The organism is Pseudohongiella spirulinae, assembly GCF_001444425.1.
Classification (GTDB): Bacteria; Pseudomonadota; Gammaproteobacteria; order Pseudomonadales; family Pseudohongiellaceae; genus Pseudohongiella; species Pseudohongiella spirulinae.
The window spans coordinates 2,916,260-2,933,630 of sequence record NZ_CP013189.1 but is presented as its reverse complement, the minus strand read 5'-3'; the positions used below and the strand labels follow the sequence as shown (position 1 = coordinate 2,933,630).

The window sequence follows — 17,371 nt, the reverse complement described above, 5'->3', positions numbered from 1 at the left end:
TCAATCCGTTTTAGCCGGATCGACAATCTTAATCACTTGTGCGTCATCACGCAATCGGCCCGCCGCCGCCAAGCGCTGCAGATAGTCCTGCCAAAGGTCGTTCTGTTTATTGCCAAGTTCGTACAGATAGTCCCAGGTATAGATGCCGCTGCTGTGGTCATCGTCAAACACGAGTTTAATGCCATAGTGGCCGACGGGACTCACACCGCACAGCCGGACATGACGTTTGCCGTATTGCAGCACCTCCTGACCTGTGCCGTGACCTTTTACCTCGGCTGAAGGTGAGTATACCCGCAAGTATTCGGCAGGCAGGTTGAAGCAGCGTCCGTCTGCATAAGTCAGCTCCAGCAGGTTGCTGAGCTTGCGCAGACGGATGTCGGTCGGTCGAGTGTCCATTTACAGAATGAAGCGGCTCAGGTCTTCATTACGTGCCAGGTCGCCCAGTTGTTTCTCAACATAGTCGGCATCAATGAGCAGCTCGGTGTTGTCGCCGGCACCAAGATCAGCCGCTGTAAATGAGACTTCTTCCAGCAGTCGCTCCATGACGGTGTGCAATCGGCGGGCACCGATGTTCTCGGTGCGCTCGTTGACTTCCCAGGCGGTTTCAGCGAGGCGCGTAATGCCGTCTTCCGTGAAACGAATCTTGAGGTTTTCTGTTGCCAGCAACGCGCGATACTGCTCGGTCAGTGAGGCGTTAGGCTCAGTCAGAATGCGTTTGAAATCTTCGGCGTTCAACGCATCCAGCTCCACACGAATCGGCAGCCTGCCTTGCAGCTCGGGTATCAGGTCGGATGGTTTGGACAAGTGAAAGGCACCTGATGCGATAAACAGGATATGGTCTGTATTCACGCTGCCGTACTTGGTGGTGACCGTAGAGCCTTCAATCAGTGGCAGCAGATCGCGCTGAACGCCTTCGCGGGATACGCCGCTGTTGCCCGTATCGCTACGCTCGGTGACCTTGTCGATTTCATCAATAAACACAATGCCGGTCTGCTCAGTAACCTCAATGGCCTGATTTTTGATTTCCTCTTCATTGATCAGCTTGGCTGCTTCCTCGTCCTTCAGCATTCGGAAAGCGGCTTTGATGGGCAGGCGTCGATTTTTTTTGCGTCCGGTGTTCATGGACGAGAACATGTTTTTGAGCTGGCTCGTCATTTCTTCCAGGCCGGGCGGCGCCATGATTTCAACACCGGCAATATTGTCGCTGACGCTGATCTCGATTTCTTTGTCGTCCAACTGACCTTCACGCAATTTTTTGCGGAACATCTGGCGAGTGGCGGAGTTGTCCGGCGGAGTGCTGTCGTTGCCGGCGACACTGCGGGCCGGCGGCAGCAGGGCATCCAGTATGCGCTCTTCGGCTGCGTCTTCGGCTCGGTGCTGTACCTTTTTTATCTGTTCTTCCCGCAGCATTTTGACGGCAATGTCGACCAGGTCACGAATGATCGATTCCACATCGCGGCCTACATAGCCCACCTCAGTAAACTTGGTAGCTTCAACCTTGATAAAGGGGGCATTGGCCAGCTTGGCCAGGCGGCGGGCAATCTCAGTTTTGCCCACACCGGTCGGGCCAATCATCAGAATATTCTTGGGGGTGATTTCCTGACGGATATCAGCGCCCAGTTGCATGCGTCGCCAGCGATTCCGCAGGGCGATGGCAACAGCGCGCTTGGCTTTTTGCTGGCCGACTATGTGGCGGTCCAGCTCGGAGGCGATTTCTCGCGGGGTCATGGTTGTCATGCGATTAATACTCGAGTTCTTCAATGACGTGTTGATGGTTGGTGTACACGCAGATATCCGCGGCGATACCCAGGCTTTTGTCGACGATGTCGCGGGCTGGCATATCGGTGTTGAAATACAGGGCACGGGCGGCAGACAGTGCAAAGGAACCACCTGAGCCAATGGCCATAAGACCATCTTCAGGCTCAATCACGTCGCCGTTGCCGGTAATGATCAGTGACGCATCTTTATCGGCCACCACCAGCAGAGCTTCCAGTCGGCGCAGCGAGCGTTCGGTGCGCCAGAGCTTGGCCAGCGCGACAGCCGCCCTCACCAGTTTGCCCTGATGTTTTTCCAGTTGCTCTTCGAAACGTTCGAAAAGGGTAAAGGCATCCGCTGTGCCGCCGGCGAAACCGGCGATTACCTGATCTTTGTAGAGACGTCGCACTTTCCGGGCATTGCCCTTGAGCACGGTATTGCCCTGCGAGACCTGGCCGTCACCACCGACAACCACTTTGTTGCCGCGACGTACTGATAATATGGTTGTTCCTCGGAATTGCTCCAAAACCGCTTCTCCTGTCATCGGCGGATTGATGTGAAAGACTGTTATGGGGTCCGGGCGCCGGGGTTTCAAGGCCGGTTTAGTGTAATCCGCATCGTGTCGATGTTATTGCTGCGCAGTGTGTTTTCGGCACGCAGCATCTGTTCTCGTGTGTCATAGGGACCGGCCTGGACCAGATACAGGGTTCGGCCTGGCAGATTTTCCTGACGGATGCGAGCATCCAGACCCAGTGCCAGCAAACGGTTCAATTGTCCGCTGGCCGCCGATTGCTGCTGGAAGGCGCCGGCCTGCAATAAGAAATTGCCTGTCGACAGGCTGGCAGGTGTCGGTGCCGCTTGTGTCTCTGCTGCACCGGGCGCTGAGATGGTGGTTGCGGTGTTATTGCTTTGCTGTGCGACGGTTTCTTCTGTTTCGGCAGGCGGCGAGCTGACACGCGGCTCCGGCGCGGCCACTGGCGTCACATCAACAACCACTTCGTAATTGGGCAGCTCCTGATAAAACTCCAGCTGAAGGCGGGCGGCTTCCCGTTCCAGCTCTTCAGTCAGAGTCTGCTCATCACTGAGAAATTGCGACTCGCGCGTCTCGGCGCTGCTGGTCTGTATTGGCGGCGCTGGCAGCAGGCCGCTCATGTAAATCAGCAGGCCAATAAACAGCCCGATCACAACGCCGGTGGCAATGCCAGTCAGCAAAAGAGCCAGGCCAGAGGCGCGCGGTGGCGGGCTGGGTTCAGCTAACGGTGTGCGTGCGCGGCGTTTTGCAAAATCGTGTTCCATACTGTCCATTATCCTGTTGAGTGATCGCCCGGGTCAATTTGCCATTTGATCTCATTCGATCAGATCATATCTTGCGGGTCGACGTCTATCGACCAGCGCACTTTGCGCCCGCTGTTTTGGCCGTCCAGGCTGATGCACAATTCGCCCAGCAGGTGCTGCAGGGCGCTGCGCGAGTTGCTGCGCAGCAGCAGTTGTTGACGGAAACGATTGGCCCGGCGCTCCATCGGTGCGGGGAAAGGGCCGTTCACTTCGATGGTGTTTTGCAGGCCGTTGCTGGTGATCAGTTGCCGGGCGCTTTGGCAGATCTGATCCAGGAATCTGGCGGGTGCCAGCGCGTCGATGGCTTCGGCCCGGATCATCGCCAGATGGCCAAAGGGCGGCATGCCGACGGATTGACGTTCTGTCAGCAACTGCTCAGCCAGCGCATGGTAACCCTGTGTCACCAGTGTCTGCAGGTTCTGGTGAGTGCTGTGACGAGTCTGGATCATTACCTCCCCGGCCTGTTCTGCTCGCCCGGCACGGCCGGCTACCTGTATCAGCAGTTGCGCCATAAACTCCTGGCCTCGAAAGTCGGCGCTGAACAGGCCGCTGTCCGCATCGAGCACGCCGACCAGCGTTACGCCGGGAAAGTGATGCCCTTTGGCCAACATCTGGGTGCCGACCAGAATACAGGGGTCTCCCTGGTTGATTCGTGTCAGCAGATTGTCCAGCTCGTCTTTGCGGCGAGTCGCATCGCGGTCAACCCGGATCACCGGTGTCTCCTTGAAAATTTGTTGCAGCGCCGCTTCGCAGCGCTCGGTACCAGCGCCTGCCGCATACAGGTTTTTGCCCTGGCAGTCCGGGCAATGCTGGTTAACCGGATCGCGCCGCTCACAGTGATGGCAGCGCAGATGCGGCGGAAAGCGATGCAGTGTCATGCGGGCATCGCAGTGCCGGCATTCGGCCGTCCAACCACAATCCTGACACTGCAACACGGGAGCAAACCCGCGGCGGTTGATGAAAATCAGAACTTGATTGCCGCGCTGCAGATGAGCACGGATGCCGTCCAGCAAGGCGTCTGAAAAACCATCGGCCAGCCTTTGATTGTTAGTGTCGACCAGAATGTAGCGAGGCATTTGCGCCTGGCCAGCGCGCATGGTCAGGTGCAGGTGGGTGTAACGTCCGCTGCGGGCGTTGTGCAGGCTCTCCAGTGAGGGTGTGGCCGAGCCCAGAATGATAGGCCGTTTTTCGCGTCGTGCGCGCATCACGCCCAGGTCACGTGCGGAGTAACGGAAACCATCCTGCTGTTTAAAGGAGTTGTCGTGCTCCTCATCGATGATGATAAGGCCGGGTCTTGCCAGCGGTGTGAATATGGCTGATCGGGTGCCGATAATAATGTCTGCGCTGCCCTGAGCGGCTTCCAGCCAGGCATTGAGGCGCTGGCGTGGTGTCAGGCCAGAGTGCATGACCGCAACCGGGACATCAAAGCGCTGGCGGAAACGGGCCAGTGTCTGGGGTGTCAGACTGATCTCCGGCACCAGCACCAGGGCCTGGCGCTTCAGCTCCAGGGTGCGGCCAATGGCCTGCAGGTAGACTTCTGTCTTGCCGCTTCCGGTTACCCCGTCAAGCAGAAAGCAGGTAAATTTTCCCTGGCTGGCATCAATGGCGGCCACAGCGGAGCGCTGCTCCTGATTGAGTTCCGGTGGCTGGTCGGGCGTCAGTGGCGGCAAAATGGTGTCACTCTTTCGCCGTTTAACGGTTGCATTGCCCTTGCTGCGCAAACCGGCTGGCATCAGGGTATGCATGACTTCGCCAATCGGGTGTTGATAATACTGCGCTGCCCACTGCCAAAGAGACAGCAAATGAGGCGGAATCAGTGGTTCTTCATCCAGTAGGGCCAGCAGGGGTTTGAGCTTTTCAGGACTGACGGTGGAGTCATGATCAACAGCAACCACTACGCCAGTCAGTTCACGTCGGCCAAAAGGCACTCTGACCCGTGCGCCGGGTGCAACACGAATGCCCTCATCGGGCAACAGATAGTCGAAACTCTGGCGCAGCGGCGAAGGCACGGCAACTCTGACAATTGTGGGTTTGGATGAGCTGTGAGCAGGCACGCAGAGATCCGGACAGTGGTGTCTTACAGAATGGTCTGTTGATTATAACTGGTTTTAGAGGACCACAGCTTGCTTTATACTGAGAGCGTTGGTCAAGGCAGTAACTGGACGGCAGGGTGGGGAAAGCGATGAGCGAGCGATCAGAAGTGACTGGCATGCCGGATGCACAGCAACAATCAGTCGAGTGGACTCCGGCAGAATGGCAGGCGGAGCTTCTGGAGTTGCGCAAGCAGATTGACAGGCTGGATCAGTCACTGGTGCTGATGCTGGCCAATCGATTCGCTCTGACCAGGCGGGTTGGCAACATCAAGGCGCGAGTGGGACTGCAGTCGTTTGACCCTCAGCGAGAGGCTGAAAAACTCGATGATATTCGGCGGCAGTGTGAATTGCATGGTCTGAATGCCGACCTGGTGGCAGAGATTCTGGCCCAGATCATGCGTGAAACAGTCAAAAACCACGACAAGATGCGTTCGGGCATCAGTTCTGGAGCCTGATTGTGGCTATCCGGCTTGCGCGGTGTAAATTCTCTGCTACAATAGCGCCCCTTTTTCCATAGTCCTGTTGTGCATTATTAACGTTGCACAGCTACTGATACAGGTATGGTGCACGGCTGACGATAGATGCGGCTGTGTGGCGATGCCGGTAAATACGAGGTAATACCATGAAGGCCGATATTCATCCGAACTACCAGGCAGTTAAAGCCACTTGCAGTTGCGGCAACGTGATTGAAACACGTTCTACCATCGGTAAGGATTTCCTGGTTGACGTCTGCGCAGCCTGCCATCCTTTCTATACCGGCAAGCAGAAGATTCTTGACAGCGCCGGCCGTGTTGATCGATTCAACAAGCGCTTTGGTAACCGCAAAGTCTGATTATTCACCAGTCTATCGACTTAAAAAGACCCTGTCAGTCGAACTTCCTAGAAGAGGATTTCGGTTGACAGGGCGTCGTCGCAGTCCGCTTCCAGTGATTCGTCGCAAGCCGTTTCTTCGTTGATGCCGCTACTCAGTGACGGAGCATTCTCTGCCATGAACACCTCGAACATAGTATTGGACTGGCCGGGGCGGGCTATCCCTCCGGTATCGCGATCAATCAGGCGATCCACCAGGCCTGCTGGCCGGTCAACGCCATGCTCCGGCTTATCCTTGAGAACCTGGCTCATGTAGTCAATCCAGATGGGTACTGCAACGGTTGCACCCTGTTCCGACTCGCCTAGCGGCTCTGGCTGATCCAGGCCGACGAATACACTGGTAGCCACATCGCCGTTAAAGCCGGTAAACCAGAGTTCGGCCGGCCCGTTGGTGGTCCCGGTTTTGCCCATCAGATCCCGGCGATTCATTTCGCGGTTGATGCGCCGACCGCTGCCTTCTTCAACAACAGAGCGCAGCAGGGTGCTCAGGATATAGGTGACCCGAGGATCCGTGACGGTTTCAACGGGGCATTCGGGACAGTCTGGAGATTCTTCTTCCTCATAAATCACACCACTGAATGTTTCGATGCGTTTTATAAAGGACGGGCTGATGGGTCTGGCGCCATTGGCGATCATGGCATAGCCGATGGCCATTTCCAGTGGTTGCACATCCTGACTACCCAGCGCCAGTGTCAGGTCGCCGCGCGGGAAGTTGCCGGTGTCAAAACCGAAGCGTCCGGCAAAGTCGATCACCTTCTCCCAGCCCACCTGATCAATCAGTCGCACGGCGGGTACGTTACGGGAGTCCTTGATGGCGTGCCGCAAGGTGATGGGTCCCAGGAAGTTGCGTTCATAGTTCTGTGGCCGATAATTGCCGCGGGCGAACGGTGCATCGTTGATCAGCGTAGCCGGGGTATAACCATCCTCCAGAGCGGCTCCGTACAGAAAGGCCTTGAAACCGGAACCCGGCGGTCGGCTGCTCAGGGCACGGTTGACCTGACTATGACGGAAATCGTAGCCGCCTATCAAGGCCAGAATGTCGCCATTATCGGGCGAAACGGAAACCAGAGCGCCCTGAATTTCCGGGATCTGTCCCAGTTGCCAGCCGCCTGTGCCACGTCGCACACGTATGCGATCTCCGACTTCCACGATGTCACTGGCTTGCTGGGGAGGTGGCCAGGCGTTGTTGCGTGTGATAAACGGGCGAGCCCATTCCAGACCGGTCCACTCTACCGTTGCTGTCTGACCGTCCCGCAGAAGAATATCAATTGAACGCTCATTGACCTGCGTGACAAAGGCCGGTTGATGATTGCCCAGAGTTGGCACCACATTTAACTCAGTTAACCAGCGCTCTGTGGGATCTTCGCCGATCGGCGGAATATGTGCTTCCGGTCCACGATAACCGTGGCGGCGGTCGTAATAGTTTTCCAGGCCATTCTGCAAAGCCTGATTGGCGGCCACCTGCATATCGCTCTGAATAGTTGTGGTGACCTCGATTCCCAGGCGGTAGATGTCTTCACCATATTCGTCAAATAATTGCTGACGGACCATTTCTGCCACGTAAGGGGCGCTGACTTCGATGGTGCGCAGATGGCGTCGGGCGACGACAGGTTCAGCCAGTGCTTCGGCGTGCTGTTGACGATTGATCATGCCCTGCGCCAGCATTTTGTTGATAACAACATCGCGGCGGGTTCTGGCGCGCTGGGGATTGGTGACCGGGTTGCATACCGAAGGGCAGGGTAGCACCGATACCATGGTTGCCATCTCGCCGATGGTCATCTGGTCTACGGTTTTGTCGTAATAGACTGCTGCGGCAGCACCAATACCTTCAGCGCCTTGCCCGAAAAACACCAGATTCAGGTAGAGCTCAAGAATTTCTTCCTTGCTCAATTCCTGCTGCAATCGTATCGCAAAGGGTATTTCTTTGAGTTTTCGCGCGTACACATTATCGCTGTCAAACGAGATATTGTTGGCCAGCTGCATGGTAATGGTGCTGCCACCACCCAGGTTGACGCCGCGCACAAAGCCGTAGAAACCTCTCACCAGGCCACGAAAATCAACACCAGGATGTGAATAAAAGCGGGAGTCCTCGCTGGCGATGACAGCGTTGATCATCATCGGGGGGATGTCTTGATAACGCAACGGATCGCGGCGGACACCGATTTCTTCAATCAGTTTGCCGTCGGCGGTGAGGATTCGCAGTGGCGTCTCCAGCTGTACGTTGCGGTATGTTTCGGCCGGCGGCAGTTGAGGCGACAGGTACAGATAGGCGGCAGAGGCCACCATAAGAACGCCACTGAAGCAAAAAATGCCAAACCAGAACAGAATTTTGACGACTTTTTTCATAAAACCTGTGCCTGCCTGCGATCCGACAGTATATACCGCCTGCGTTTTGATTTCCTTCCCAAAATATCAGGCATTTAGTTGGGCAAAAGGCGGAATAAGCAGCTAAAACTATTATTGAATACAGGGAGGTGATCAAATTTATGTTGGGATTGGAAATCAGTGACTCTGCGGTCCGTGCTGTGGCGGCGGTTCAGCGAAAGCAAGGCTGGCAGTGTCTTGCGACATCAGAAATGGCAAAAATCGATGGTGCTGAATTTGAGGTTGGCACTGCCATAAAGCAATGTGTGAGCGAGATCTTGCCGATACTGCCGCGAAAACGACAGAGCCTTGTTGTTACATTGTCGGCTGGCCATATCCATGCCCAGAAGGTCAGTGTTCCTGGCGCACTTGATGACCGTGAAGTGCTGGCCTATCTCTCAGCTCCGGGCGTTCTGGATTGTTTGCCAGAGTCTCCGGCGCTTTTTTCACTTGATTTTGTTCGTACGCGATTACAACAGTCGAGTGATCATTGTGATCTCCTGGTGTTCGCTGCCAGGCGCGCAGAGATTGAGCGACAGTTTCAGTACTTTTCCGGATTGCCCTGGGCGCCAGCGGTAGTGGACTGTGAAGCTATTGCTCTGCAGCGTGCCTTTGCCTGGCAATGCCGGAGTGAGCTGCCGGATATTTTTCTTCATTGCCGGTCAGACAGTGTGTCGCTGCATGTTTTCGATTCTATGTCTCTGGTTTTCAGTCGGCAGTTTCCTGTTGCGGGCTCTGTCGTAAGTCCGCTGGATGTCAAAAGGGCATTACAGGTACTCAGCGTGACTGCCACTCTCCCGGCAGAGCCCAGTATCGCGGTTTCAGGCGATTATGGCTCAAAGGCGGCGCTCGGTAACTTGTTGCAAGGTCTGGGTTTGCAGACAGTTTTTTTCCCCGATCCACGTCATGCTGTCGCAGCGGGCGCCGCGATCAGGAAAGGTATTAATGGATCTGAGCGATCTTATGTTGATTAACTTTCTGCCCTGGCGGGAAAAGTGGCATCGGCAGAGACTGATCCGCCTGGTCTTGGTCAATGTGTTGATGTGTTCTCTGGTTGGAGTTCTGCTTGGTGTGAGCGTAATGATGCTCAGGTCCGGGGTGCTTGCGGCGAGTGCTGAGCTGCAGTGTTTACAGGATGAAGAAAGCCGATTGCAACTGCTGTTGGGGGAGTTTTCAGATTCGCATATGCTCTGGCGTGCATGGCGTGTGCAGGCTGAGCAACTCATCAAGGGGCAGATGATGCTGGGAACGCTGGCCGGTCTGTTGAATATGTCTGCGGAGTCAGCACAGGTGCCCGGACAGTTAATTGTTATTGAAAATCTGAAATTCAGTCAGTCCGGGTTGCTTATTGACGGCAGGGGTGGTCTTGCCTCAGACATTGACGTCTTTGCCCGGCAGTTGCGGTCGGCGCTGGCTGATTCGGATTGGCATATTGAATCTTTACAGCAGCATTACCAGGCTCAACGTGGGTATACGTTTGGCCTGCGCGCTGCTCCGGTGAGCGATGATGTTTAGTGCTGCACGAATTGCACACTTATCACCGTTACGCTACCGCCTGCTGTGCTTTTTGCCAGCCATGATTTTGCTCTGTATCGGTTTGATTATTGTGCTGGGCGGGCATCACTGGCAGCGCGGCAACATTCAACAGGCTTTGCAGCGACACTCAGGCAGCAATGAATTGATCAGAGAAGAATTGCAGAAATCAATGCTGCATCACCTCGGCCAACTTCCCATGATGCACCTTGTGATGGCGATTAATGGTGTTGATGAAAAAGAGTCCTATCGCGGTGATCTTTTGACACGATTGCATGACATCGCAGATGTTTCAGGTCCGGAGCTGCAATCGATCACTGACATTGGCGATCCGGCTATTGCGGCCCCTGCTTTTCAGCTTGAGCTGACAGGCCGGTTCGGTCAGCTCGTCGCCTATCTGCAAGCTTTGTCTGTCCACCTGAAAAGTTTGCAGAACCTGGACCTGGCGATTTCAAGGGAGCGTGGCCAGTCTGACCAATTCACAATGACAGTGAATTTGTCACAGGAAGTGCTTCACCTGATGCGCACAAGTCCGGCGGCAGTCTCCCCGGATAAATCTGATCTGGGATTTCTGCTTATCGATGGGACGGGCTGGCGTGTGTTGCGTAAGCTCGACGGAACGTTACGCCTGCAAGAGCTCGGGCCATGATGACATCCAGATCAACCATTTTGGTGCGAGTCACTTTAGTGATATTTTTTATAATCTTGTCCGTTGAACAGGCATTGGCCGACTCACGTGACTATCGGTTCCAGGTTCAGGATGTGCAACTGTCAGAGGCAATGAACCTGTTAGCCCGACAACTAGGGCTGGAGCTTGAATTTGATGTTGATCAGCAGCCGTTTGACGGGTTGCGGTCGTTCGATGTTGACGCTGATACCCTGAATGAGCTGTTGGATGCCTTGCTTGTGCCATTAGATCTCAGCTATGAGATGCGCGGCCAGCAGTTGCTGATCCGTGAATCGTCGGCGGCTGAAAATGGCGATTCCGGCGATGCAATGCAGACTCGATATATTCAGATAAAATACGCGGATGCTGATCAGCTCCTGCAACTCATCGGGGTTGGTGGTACGGGTGGATTTTTGTCCGAGGCGGGCAACGCCTGGCTGGATGAAAGAACAGCCACATTGATTATCCGGGATACTTCGACCCGTATCAAAGACGTAGAGGTCCTGCTGACAGAGTTGGACGTGCCGGTCAGTCAGGTCTTGATCGAGGCGCGAATTGTCAGCGCATCGCTGGAAACCGGTCGTGAACTGGGTGTGCGCTGGGGTATCAGCGCTGCCGGGAATACAGATAGTGATGTTGGCTTTGAAATGGCATTAACACACCAGTCCCCTGGGACGATACGTAACGGATTGGTGCGAAACAGCCGATTACTGGAGTGGGAGTTGAGTCTGTTGCAGAATCGCGGTCAGGCTGATCTGATTGCCCGCCCAAGAGTGATGACGCAGGATAATAAAGCGGCCAGTATCCGCTCTGGTGTCAGGATTCCCTACCAGGCGCAGGCTGGAGGTACTGCCGGCGGTTCGATTACGGAATTTGTTGATGCAGTTTTATCCCTGGAAGTAAAACCCAAAATCACCCCGGATGGACGAATTCTGCTTTCTCTGCAGATTCGCCAGGATTCAGTCGCCTCCGGTTCCGCCGAGGTGCCGGCCATCAATACCAATACGATTGATACGCAGGTGCTGATCGACAACACCGATACCCTGGTTCTGGGAGGTATTTTCCGCGAAGAGCAGACTCAAACCCGCACTGGCACGCCGGTGTTGCAGTCTGCTCCATTGATCGGCGGTTTGTTCCGCCGCACCCTGGATGCGGACCGTCGCACAGAGCTGCTGATATTTATCACCCCGCGCATTATCCCCTCTCCCTGACAGTCGCGCTTTTACTTGAGTTTTTATACCTATGCGGGTTAGATTGCGCGCTTGCGCGTCAAAGGTCTGTGAAATTCCATGAAAAAGCCGAACAATGTGTTCCTGATTGGTCCGATGGGTGTTGGTAAAAGCACCATAGGGCGGATGCTGGCGCAAAGTCTCGGACGTCCTTTTCTGGATTCCGACAGGGAAATTGAGGCCGTGACTGGGGCCGATATTCCATGGATTTTCGATGTGGAAGGTGAGCCGGGTTTCAGGGTTCGCGAAGAGCGTATGATCGATTCCCTGACGCAGCAGGACGGTATCGTCATGGCGACCGGAGGCGGAGCAATCCTGTCGGAGGCAACCCGCCGACGCTTGCAATCCCGTGGAGTGGTGGTCTACCTGAAAGCCAGCATCGCGCAGCAGTTTGAGCGCACCAGCAAAGATCGTAACCGACCCCTGTTGCAGACGGCCGACCCACTGGGACGGATCAAAGAGTTAATGCGTGTCCGGGAGCCGCTATACCTGGAAACAGCAGATCTGATTGTTGAAACCAGTCGGCGAGGCCCCCGTAATGTAGTCAATGAGATCGTGAAACGCCTGCAACAATTGGATGCCTCGCAACGATCGACCGGAGAGAATAAAGAGAGTTCGCATGATTGAATTAACAGTGGCCCTGGGTGAGCGCAGTTACCCTATTCTTATAGGCGCCGGCCTGCTCGGCACTCCCGGATTGCTGACACCCTATGTGCCAGGCGGTCGGGCGTTGATTGTCAGTAATGAGGTTGTAGCGCCTCTGCATCTGGCCAGCTTGCAGCGGTCTCTGGAGGGCGTGCAGTGTGACACGCTGATTCTGCCAGACGGCGAACATACAAAAACGCTGCAAACCCTGAATCTGATTTTTGACCGGCTGCTCGAGTCCAGGCACGAGCGCAGCACCACTTTGATTGCCCTTGGCGGTGGTGTGACTGGTGATCTGACAGGATTTGCAGCAGCCAGCTACCAACGGGGTGTTAACTTTATTCAGGTTCCAACCACTCTGCTGGCGCAGGTTGATTCATCGGTGGGCGGTAAAACAGGCGTTAATCATCCGCTGGGCAAAAACATGATTGGTGCATTTTATCAACCCAAAATTGTGCTGGCGGATATTGATGTGCTCAAGACCCTGCCAGAACGGGAGCTGCGCGCCGGGCTGGCAGAGGTGATCAAATACGGCTTGTTGGGCAATGCTGAATTTTTTGCCTGGCTGGAGATGCACATTGATGCGCTGCTGGCGGGAGATTCTGAGCTACAGGCGCAGGCCGTCAAAATTTGCTGCGAAGAAAAAGCCCGTATTGTTGCCGCCGACGAGCGCGAAGGTGGTAAGCGTGCACTGCTCAATCTGGGGCATACCTTTGGCCACGCGATTGAGTCAGCCATGGGGTATGGTGTCTGGTTGCACGGCGAAGCCGTTGCCACCGGAATGGTGATGGCCGCTGACTTGTCGCACCGCCTGGGTTGGATATCGGCTGAGGAGGCGTCACGCGCCAGAGCCTTGATAGAGCGCGCCGGCCTTCCGGTTGTGCCTCCGGAGCAAATCAGTTCCGGACAGTTCATGACATTGATGGCAGTAGACAAAAAAGTCCAGGGCGGCAAAATTCGGTTTGTTTTGCTGAGGCAGATTGGCGATGCCGTCGTTGAGGCCGATGTTCCGGCATCGCTGTTGCAGCAGACCTTGTGTGCGGGAGCCGCGCTTTGTCGCTGAATTGCGTGTAAAATGCCCTGTCTGAATTGCTGAGCCCTCTGATATTTGCAGGAGTTTTTCGTGGTACCTCTAAAAAATGACCGATTTTTACGCGCATTGATGGGTGAATCCGTTGATGTAACACCTGTCTGGATGATGCGTCAGGCCGGTCGTTATCTGCCGGAATATCGGGCTACCCGCGAAAAGGCGGGTGATTTTATGAGTCTGTGTCAGTCTCCGGAGCTGGCCTGCGAAGTGACGCTGCAGCCTTTGCGTCGATATGCATTTGACGCGGCCATCCTGTTTTCTGACATTTTGACTATCCCTGATGCCATGGGACTGGGGTTGTATTTTTCGACGGGCGAAGGTCCACGGTTCCGCAAAACCGTCAGGAATCAGCAGGACGTGGCGGCGCTTCCCATTCCAGATATGGGCAGCGACCTGAAATATGTGACCGACGCAGTGTCGCTGATTCGCCGGGAACTGAATGGCTCGGTGCCATTGATCGGTTTCTCCGGAAGCCCCTGGACGCTGGCAACCTATATGATTGAAGGCAGTGGCAGTAAAGATTTTCGTCATGCCAAGGCTCTGATGTATAACCAGCCCGAGGTCATGCACGCCCTGCTGGATAAGCTGGCCAGCGCTGTTACTGTCTACCTGAATGCCCAGATCGAGGCGGGTGCGCAGGCCGTGCAGATATTTGATACCTGGGGGGGCATCCTGACAACGCCGGCCTATGAAGCTTTCTCGCTTTCTTATATGCGGAAAATCATCAGTGGTCTTCACAAGGAGTCAGAAGGGCGACCGGTGCCTGTCATCGTATTCACCAAAAATGGTGGTTTATGGCTGGAGTCCATTGCGGCGTCTGGCGCCAACTGTGTGGGCCTGGACTGGACCATTGAAATAGGTCAGGCACGCGCCCGCATTGGCGACAAAGTCAGCCTGCAGGGCAACATGGATCCGGCAATTCTTTATTCTTCGCCAGCCAGCATTCGCGCCGAAGTTGCGCGCATTCTGGAGTCGTTTGGCAGCGGTAACGGTCATGTGTTTAACCTGGGGCACGGTATTACGCCGCATGTAGACCCTGACAATGTGTCAGCATTTGTGGATGCGGTACATGAGTTGTCGGCCAGCTATCATCGATAACTGGCTGGCCGCTTGCGGTGAGAAGCCTTCGATCCTGGCATCAGTCGCGCTGATAGCGCTTGGCTCCAATCTTGAGTCTGAACACGGCAGCCCTGTCGAGGCTGTAAAGAGTGCCTTTGCCAGTCTTCAGGAGCTGAGCAATAAGCCAGTGCTGTATTCATCGATAATCAGCAGCCAACCGCTGGAATGCCCGCCAGGTAGTCCGGATTTTGCCAATGCCGTGCTTTTGCTGATACCTCGCGAAGGCGAAACAGCCAGATCATTGCTGGCTTGTCTGCATCAAATTGAAGCTCAGTTCGGGCGTAAACGCTCTGGCCTGGTGAACGAGCCGCGGGTTCTGGATCTGGATCTGATCGCATTTGGTCAACAAACCAGCAGCGATAAAAACCTGCTCCTGCCGCATCCTCGGGCGGCGCGGCGCGAATTTGTCCTGCAACCCTTGTGTGAGTTGTGGCCACAGTATTCGTTTCCGGATGGCAGTGGGACAGCCCAAATCCTGTTGAATCGACTGCGGGCGGCTTGATACAGTTGTTGAATTATGTATACTGAAGGGCCGTCCGTTACAAGAATGCAGATAATCGGCAGGAACATGACGCAACATCAACCCACAAGCTTGAATCTGGCAGCGCTGATTGCGGTGCTGGCTATGGCGTTTTCGCCAATAGCCCTGGCTGATGATGATGCGGATATTGCGGATATCGCTGATCTTGATACAGCCCGACTGAATATTCCCGACCCCGGGTCACTGAATCTGAGACTTGGGCCGGAGCTGCGTCTTGAGGCTTTTCCAGCTCTCTCGGCATCTGAAGATACGCTGGAGCTGGTTGATGTCAGTCACGAACACGCGCTGCTGGTTGGTAGTGGTCAGGTACCGGGGCTGGATGTCAGTGCATCCTATGTCTGGGAGTCTTCCCGCTTTGGTCAGTTTGTGCTTAGCACAAATACAACCTACGTGTATAACACGCGAATCACCGATGCCGTTAGTGATACGGTTGCAGCCACTGCGGTACCGGAGTCATCCACACTTCTGGGTAAACTGCCGGAGTTGCAGAGTAGCGTGACCTTCACCTGGCAATTTGGTAATCACACTGCAACAGCCGTAACCAGTTACAGCGATGCCATGGAAAGCGTTGGCAGGTTGGGTCTGGATCGTATGAATGTTGATCAATTGAATGAGCTGGTGGGGCAGATTACTACTCTGGACCTTCGTTACGGCTATAATGTGCGCGCCGGTCGTCAGGGCAATGCCTCGTTCTCGCTTGGTCTGCGTAATAATTTTGATCGACGCCCTGTTAACGTCATCGACGCGGCGGGTACGCGAGTTGGCGACACCCCCGATCGCGTTGCCTACGGTACCATCAAGTACCAGTTCTGAATTAACAGCCGGGGTTCCGGGCTTCCTGATTTTCAATTTCCCTCACGACACTGATGACTGCCGCTGTCAGCCTGTAAAGCTCTGCTTTGCTGATGATGAAGGGCGGCATCAGGTATATTAATCGTCCGAATGGTCTGATCCACACACCCAGCTCGACAAAGCGTTGCTGAACCCAGCACATGTCAACCGCTTTTTTCATCTCCACAACGCCTATCGCACCCAGTACCCTCACGTCAGCGACTGCCGGGGACCGGCGGCACACAAAAAGCTGTTCAGTGAGCGTTTGCTGGATGTTGGCCACCCGTTGTTGCCATGGACTGTTTAACAACAGCTCCACGCTGGCGCAGGCCGTGGCGCAGGCAAGCGGGTTGGCCATGAAGGTTGGGCCGTGCATGAATGGCAATCCTGCACCACCAATGGTGTCAGCAACAGTGTCGTTTGTCAGAGTGGCGGCGAGAGTCATATACCCGCCGGTAAGCGCCTTGCCCAGGCACATGATATCCGGGGAAATACCGGCATGCTCGCAGGCGAACAGTTTGCCGGTACGACCGAAGCCGGTAGCGATTTCATCGACGATCATCAGTACACCAAATTCATCGCAGAGCCGGCGCAGTTGCTGCAGGTAAGCCGGTGAGTAGAAACGCATGCCACCTGCTCCCTGCACAATAGGCTCGACAATCAATGCTGCGATCTCAGTGTGATGAGATTCAAACAGATGTACAGTCTCGGCAAGATGCTCCGATAGGCAGATCTCATCAAAACGGCAGTCTGGTGCCGGCGCAAACAGTTGTTGTTTCAGTGTGCCAGAGAACAGGCTGTGCATGCCGGTGACCGGATCGCAGACAGACATGGCGGCGAAGGTGTCTCCATGATAAGCCTGGCGCAGGCTGATCATGCGGTGCTTGTCTGGTCGACTCCGGGCCTGCCAGTATTGCAACGCCATTTTTATGGCCGCTTCAACCGCGACTGAACCGGAGTCACAGAAAAATATCTTGCTCAGTCCGGAAGGGCAGATCTGCAGCAGTTGCCGCCCCAGCTCGATAGCCGGCATATGGGTGAGGCCGCCGAACATGACATGTGACATCTGCTGGATTTGTGCGCTCACGGCTTCGTTCAATACCGGGTGATTATAGCCATGAATAGCGGCCCACCAGGAGCTCATGCCATCGACCAGCTCGGTGCCGTCTTGCAGATACAGACGACATCCGCTGGCGTTACGCACCAAATAGGCGGGCAGGGGTGCGGTCATTGATGTGTAGGGGTGTATCAGGTGCCGTCGATCCCAGCGGAGGCTTTCATCAAAATCCATTGTCATGA

Annotated in this window: 18 protein-coding genes; 11 read left to right on the top strand and 7 right to left on the bottom strand. The window is 55.2% G+C overall.

Translation table 11 applies throughout. The annotated features are described in order from the left end of the window. Genes PS2015_RS13525 through PS2015_RS13505 form a run of 5 tightly spaced genes read right to left on the bottom strand, consistent with a single transcriptional unit; the run spans position 1 to position 5,144 of the window. On the bottom strand, positions 1 to 396 hold the full coding sequence (locus tag PS2015_RS13525; protein WP_058022724.1) for a gamma-butyrobetaine hydroxylase family protein: 396 nt from the start codon (positions 394 to 396) through the stop codon (positions 1 to 3). Then, on the bottom strand, positions 397 to 1,737 hold the full coding sequence (gene hslU, locus PS2015_RS13520) for an ATP-dependent protease ATPase subunit HslU (protein WP_058022723.1): 1,341 nt from the start codon (positions 1,735 to 1,737) through the stop codon (positions 397 to 399). Positions 1,738 to 1,741: 4 nt separating this feature from the next. Then, positions 1,742 to 2,299, bottom strand: a complete 558-nt coding sequence (gene hslV / locus PS2015_RS13515; protein ID WP_418054911.1) for an ATP-dependent protease subunit HslV — start codon at positions 2,297 to 2,299, stop codon at positions 1,742 to 1,744. A gap of 47 nt (positions 2,300 to 2,346) precedes the next feature. Further along, positions 2,347 to 3,051, bottom strand: coding sequence for an SPOR domain-containing protein (locus tag PS2015_RS13510; RefSeq protein ID WP_058022721.1), 705 nt, complete (start codon positions 3,049 to 3,051; stop codon positions 2,347 to 2,349). Positions 3,052 to 3,110: 59 nt separating this feature from the next. Next, entirely contained in the window at positions 3,111 to 5,144 is a 2,034-nt protein-coding gene (locus PS2015_RS13505; RefSeq protein ID WP_237113333.1) for a primosomal protein N', read from the bottom strand. A gap of 128 nt (positions 5,145 to 5,272) precedes the next feature. On the opposite strand from PS2015_RS13505, the gene PS2015_RS13500 reads away from it, so the two are divergent. Both PS2015_RS13500 and rpmE read left to right on the top strand, forming a co-directional pair. Further along, positions 5,273 to 5,638: a chorismate mutase gene (locus tag PS2015_RS13500; protein WP_058022720.1), complete on the top strand. Its 366-nt coding sequence runs from the start codon at positions 5,273 to 5,275 to the stop codon at positions 5,636 to 5,638. A gap of 167 nt (positions 5,639 to 5,805) precedes the next feature. After that, entirely contained in the window at positions 5,806 to 6,015 is a 210-nt protein-coding gene (rpmE, locus tag PS2015_RS13495) for a 50S ribosomal protein L31 (RefSeq protein WP_058022719.1), read from the top strand. A gap of 47 nt (positions 6,016 to 6,062) precedes the next feature. Here rpmE and PS2015_RS13490 read toward each other — a convergent pair whose 3' ends face one another. Then, a complete protein-coding gene (locus PS2015_RS13490) occupies positions 6,063 to 8,399 on the bottom strand; it encodes a penicillin-binding protein 1A (protein ID WP_058022718.1) in 2,337 nt (778 codons plus the stop codon). Between the two features lie 140 nt (positions 8,400 to 8,539). Between PS2015_RS13490 and pilM the strand changes: the two genes are divergently transcribed. From pilM to PS2015_RS13445, 9 genes are all read left to right on the top strand, one after another. Next, on the top strand, positions 8,540 to 9,391 hold the full coding sequence (pilM, locus tag PS2015_RS13485; RefSeq protein ID WP_058022717.1) for a pilus assembly protein PilM: 852 nt from the start codon (positions 8,540 to 8,542) through the stop codon (positions 9,389 to 9,391). Further along, positions 9,363 to 9,932 carry a hypothetical protein gene (locus tag PS2015_RS13480; protein WP_058022716.1) on the top strand — a complete coding sequence of 190 codons (570 nt, stop codon included), beginning with the start codon at positions 9,363 to 9,365 and terminating at the stop codon, positions 9,930 to 9,932. The genes pilM and PS2015_RS13480 overlap by 29 nt, the downstream gene beginning before the upstream one ends. After that, positions 9,922 to 10,599, top strand: coding sequence for a hypothetical protein (locus PS2015_RS13475; protein ID WP_156412747.1), 678 nt, complete (start codon positions 9,922 to 9,924; stop codon positions 10,597 to 10,599). The genes PS2015_RS13480 and PS2015_RS13475 overlap by 11 nt, the downstream gene beginning before the upstream one ends. Continuing rightward, positions 10,596 to 11,828 carry a secretin GspD/PilQ domain-containing protein gene (locus PS2015_RS13470; protein WP_058022714.1) on the top strand — a complete coding sequence of 411 codons (1,233 nt, stop codon included), beginning with the start codon at positions 10,596 to 10,598 and terminating at the stop codon, positions 11,826 to 11,828. The genes PS2015_RS13475 and PS2015_RS13470 overlap by 4 nt, the downstream gene beginning before the upstream one ends. Positions 11,829 to 11,906: 78 nt before the next feature. Then, positions 11,907 to 12,473, top strand: a complete 567-nt coding sequence (aroK, locus tag PS2015_RS13465) for a shikimate kinase AroK (RefSeq protein ID WP_058022713.1) — start codon at positions 11,907 to 11,909, stop codon at positions 12,471 to 12,473. After that, positions 12,466 to 13,554: a 3-dehydroquinate synthase gene (gene aroB / locus PS2015_RS13460; RefSeq protein ID WP_058022712.1), complete on the top strand. Its 1,089-nt coding sequence runs from the start codon at positions 12,466 to 12,468 to the stop codon at positions 13,552 to 13,554. The genes aroK and aroB overlap by 8 nt, the downstream gene beginning before the upstream one ends. Before the next feature lie 60 nt (positions 13,555 to 13,614). After that, positions 13,615 to 14,679, top strand: a complete 1,065-nt coding sequence (gene hemE, locus PS2015_RS13455) for a uroporphyrinogen decarboxylase (RefSeq protein WP_082628140.1) — start codon at positions 13,615 to 13,617, stop codon at positions 14,677 to 14,679. Next, complete coding sequence (folK, locus tag PS2015_RS13450; protein WP_058022711.1) at positions 14,651 to 15,202, top strand: 2-amino-4-hydroxy-6-hydroxymethyldihydropteridine diphosphokinase; 552 nt, start codon at positions 14,651 to 14,653, stop codon at positions 15,200 to 15,202. Before hemE ends, folK begins: the two co-directional genes overlap by 29 nt. A 66-nt stretch (positions 15,203 to 15,268) precedes the next feature. Continuing rightward, on the top strand, positions 15,269 to 16,054 hold the full coding sequence (locus tag PS2015_RS13445; protein WP_058022710.1) for a TonB-dependent receptor: 786 nt from the start codon (positions 15,269 to 15,271) through the stop codon (positions 16,052 to 16,054). 1 nt (position 16,055) lies between these two features. Here PS2015_RS13445 and bioA read toward each other — a convergent pair whose 3' ends face one another. Next, complete coding sequence (bioA, locus tag PS2015_RS13440; RefSeq protein WP_156412746.1) at positions 16,056 to 17,369, bottom strand: adenosylmethionine--8-amino-7-oxononanoate transaminase; 1,314 nt, start codon at positions 17,367 to 17,369, stop codon at positions 16,056 to 16,058. Positions 17,370 to 17,371 lie beyond the last annotated feature (2 nt).

Coding starts and splice junctions, on each gene's coding strand:
- aroK (WP_058022713.1), top strand. CDS start 11,907: ATGAAAAAGCCGAACAATGTGTTCCTGATTGGTCCGATGGGTGTTGGT.
- PS2015_RS13445 (WP_058022710.1), top strand. CDS start 15,269: ATGACGCAACATCAACCCACAAGCTTGAATCTGGCAGCGCTGATTGCG.
- pilM (WP_058022717.1), top strand. CDS start 8,540: ATGTTGGGATTGGAAATCAGTGACTCTGCGGTCCGTGCTGTGGCGGCG.
- rpmE (WP_058022719.1), top strand. CDS start 5,806: ATGAAGGCCGATATTCATCCGAACTACCAGGCAGTTAAAGCCACTTGC.
- PS2015_RS13500 (WP_058022720.1), top strand. CDS start 5,273: ATGAGCGAGCGATCAGAAGTGACTGGCATGCCGGATGCACAGCAACAA.
- PS2015_RS13525 (WP_058022724.1), bottom strand. CDS start 396: ATGGACACTCGACCGACCGACATCCGTCTGCGCAAGCTCAGCAACCTG.
- folK (WP_058022711.1), top strand. CDS start 14,651: ATGAGTTGTCGGCCAGCTATCATCGATAACTGGCTGGCCGCTTGCGGT.
- hslU (WP_058022723.1), bottom strand. CDS start 1,737: ATGACAACCATGACCCCGCGAGAAATCGCCTCCGAGCTGGACCGCCAC.
- PS2015_RS13480 (WP_058022716.1), top strand. CDS start 9,363: ATGGATCTGAGCGATCTTATGTTGATTAACTTTCTGCCCTGGCGGGAA.
- hslV (WP_418054911.1), bottom strand. CDS start 2,299: ATGACAGGAGAAGCGGTTTTGGAGCAATTCCGAGGAACAACCATATTA.
- PS2015_RS13475 (WP_156412747.1), top strand. CDS start 9,922: ATGATGTTTAGTGCTGCACGAATTGCACACTTATCACCGTTACGCTAC.
- PS2015_RS13470 (WP_058022714.1), top strand. CDS start 10,596: ATGATGACATCCAGATCAACCATTTTGGTGCGAGTCACTTTAGTGATA.
- bioA (WP_156412746.1), bottom strand. CDS start 17,369: ATGACAATGGATTTTGATGAAAGCCTCCGCTGGGATCGACGGCACCTG.
- PS2015_RS13510 (WP_058022721.1), bottom strand. CDS start 3,051: ATGGAACACGATTTTGCAAAACGCCGCGCACGCACACCGTTAGCTGAA.
- PS2015_RS13490 (WP_058022718.1), bottom strand. CDS start 8,399: ATGAAAAAAGTCGTCAAAATTCTGTTCTGGTTTGGCATTTTTTGCTTC.
- aroB (WP_058022712.1), top strand. CDS start 12,466: ATGATTGAATTAACAGTGGCCCTGGGTGAGCGCAGTTACCCTATTCTT.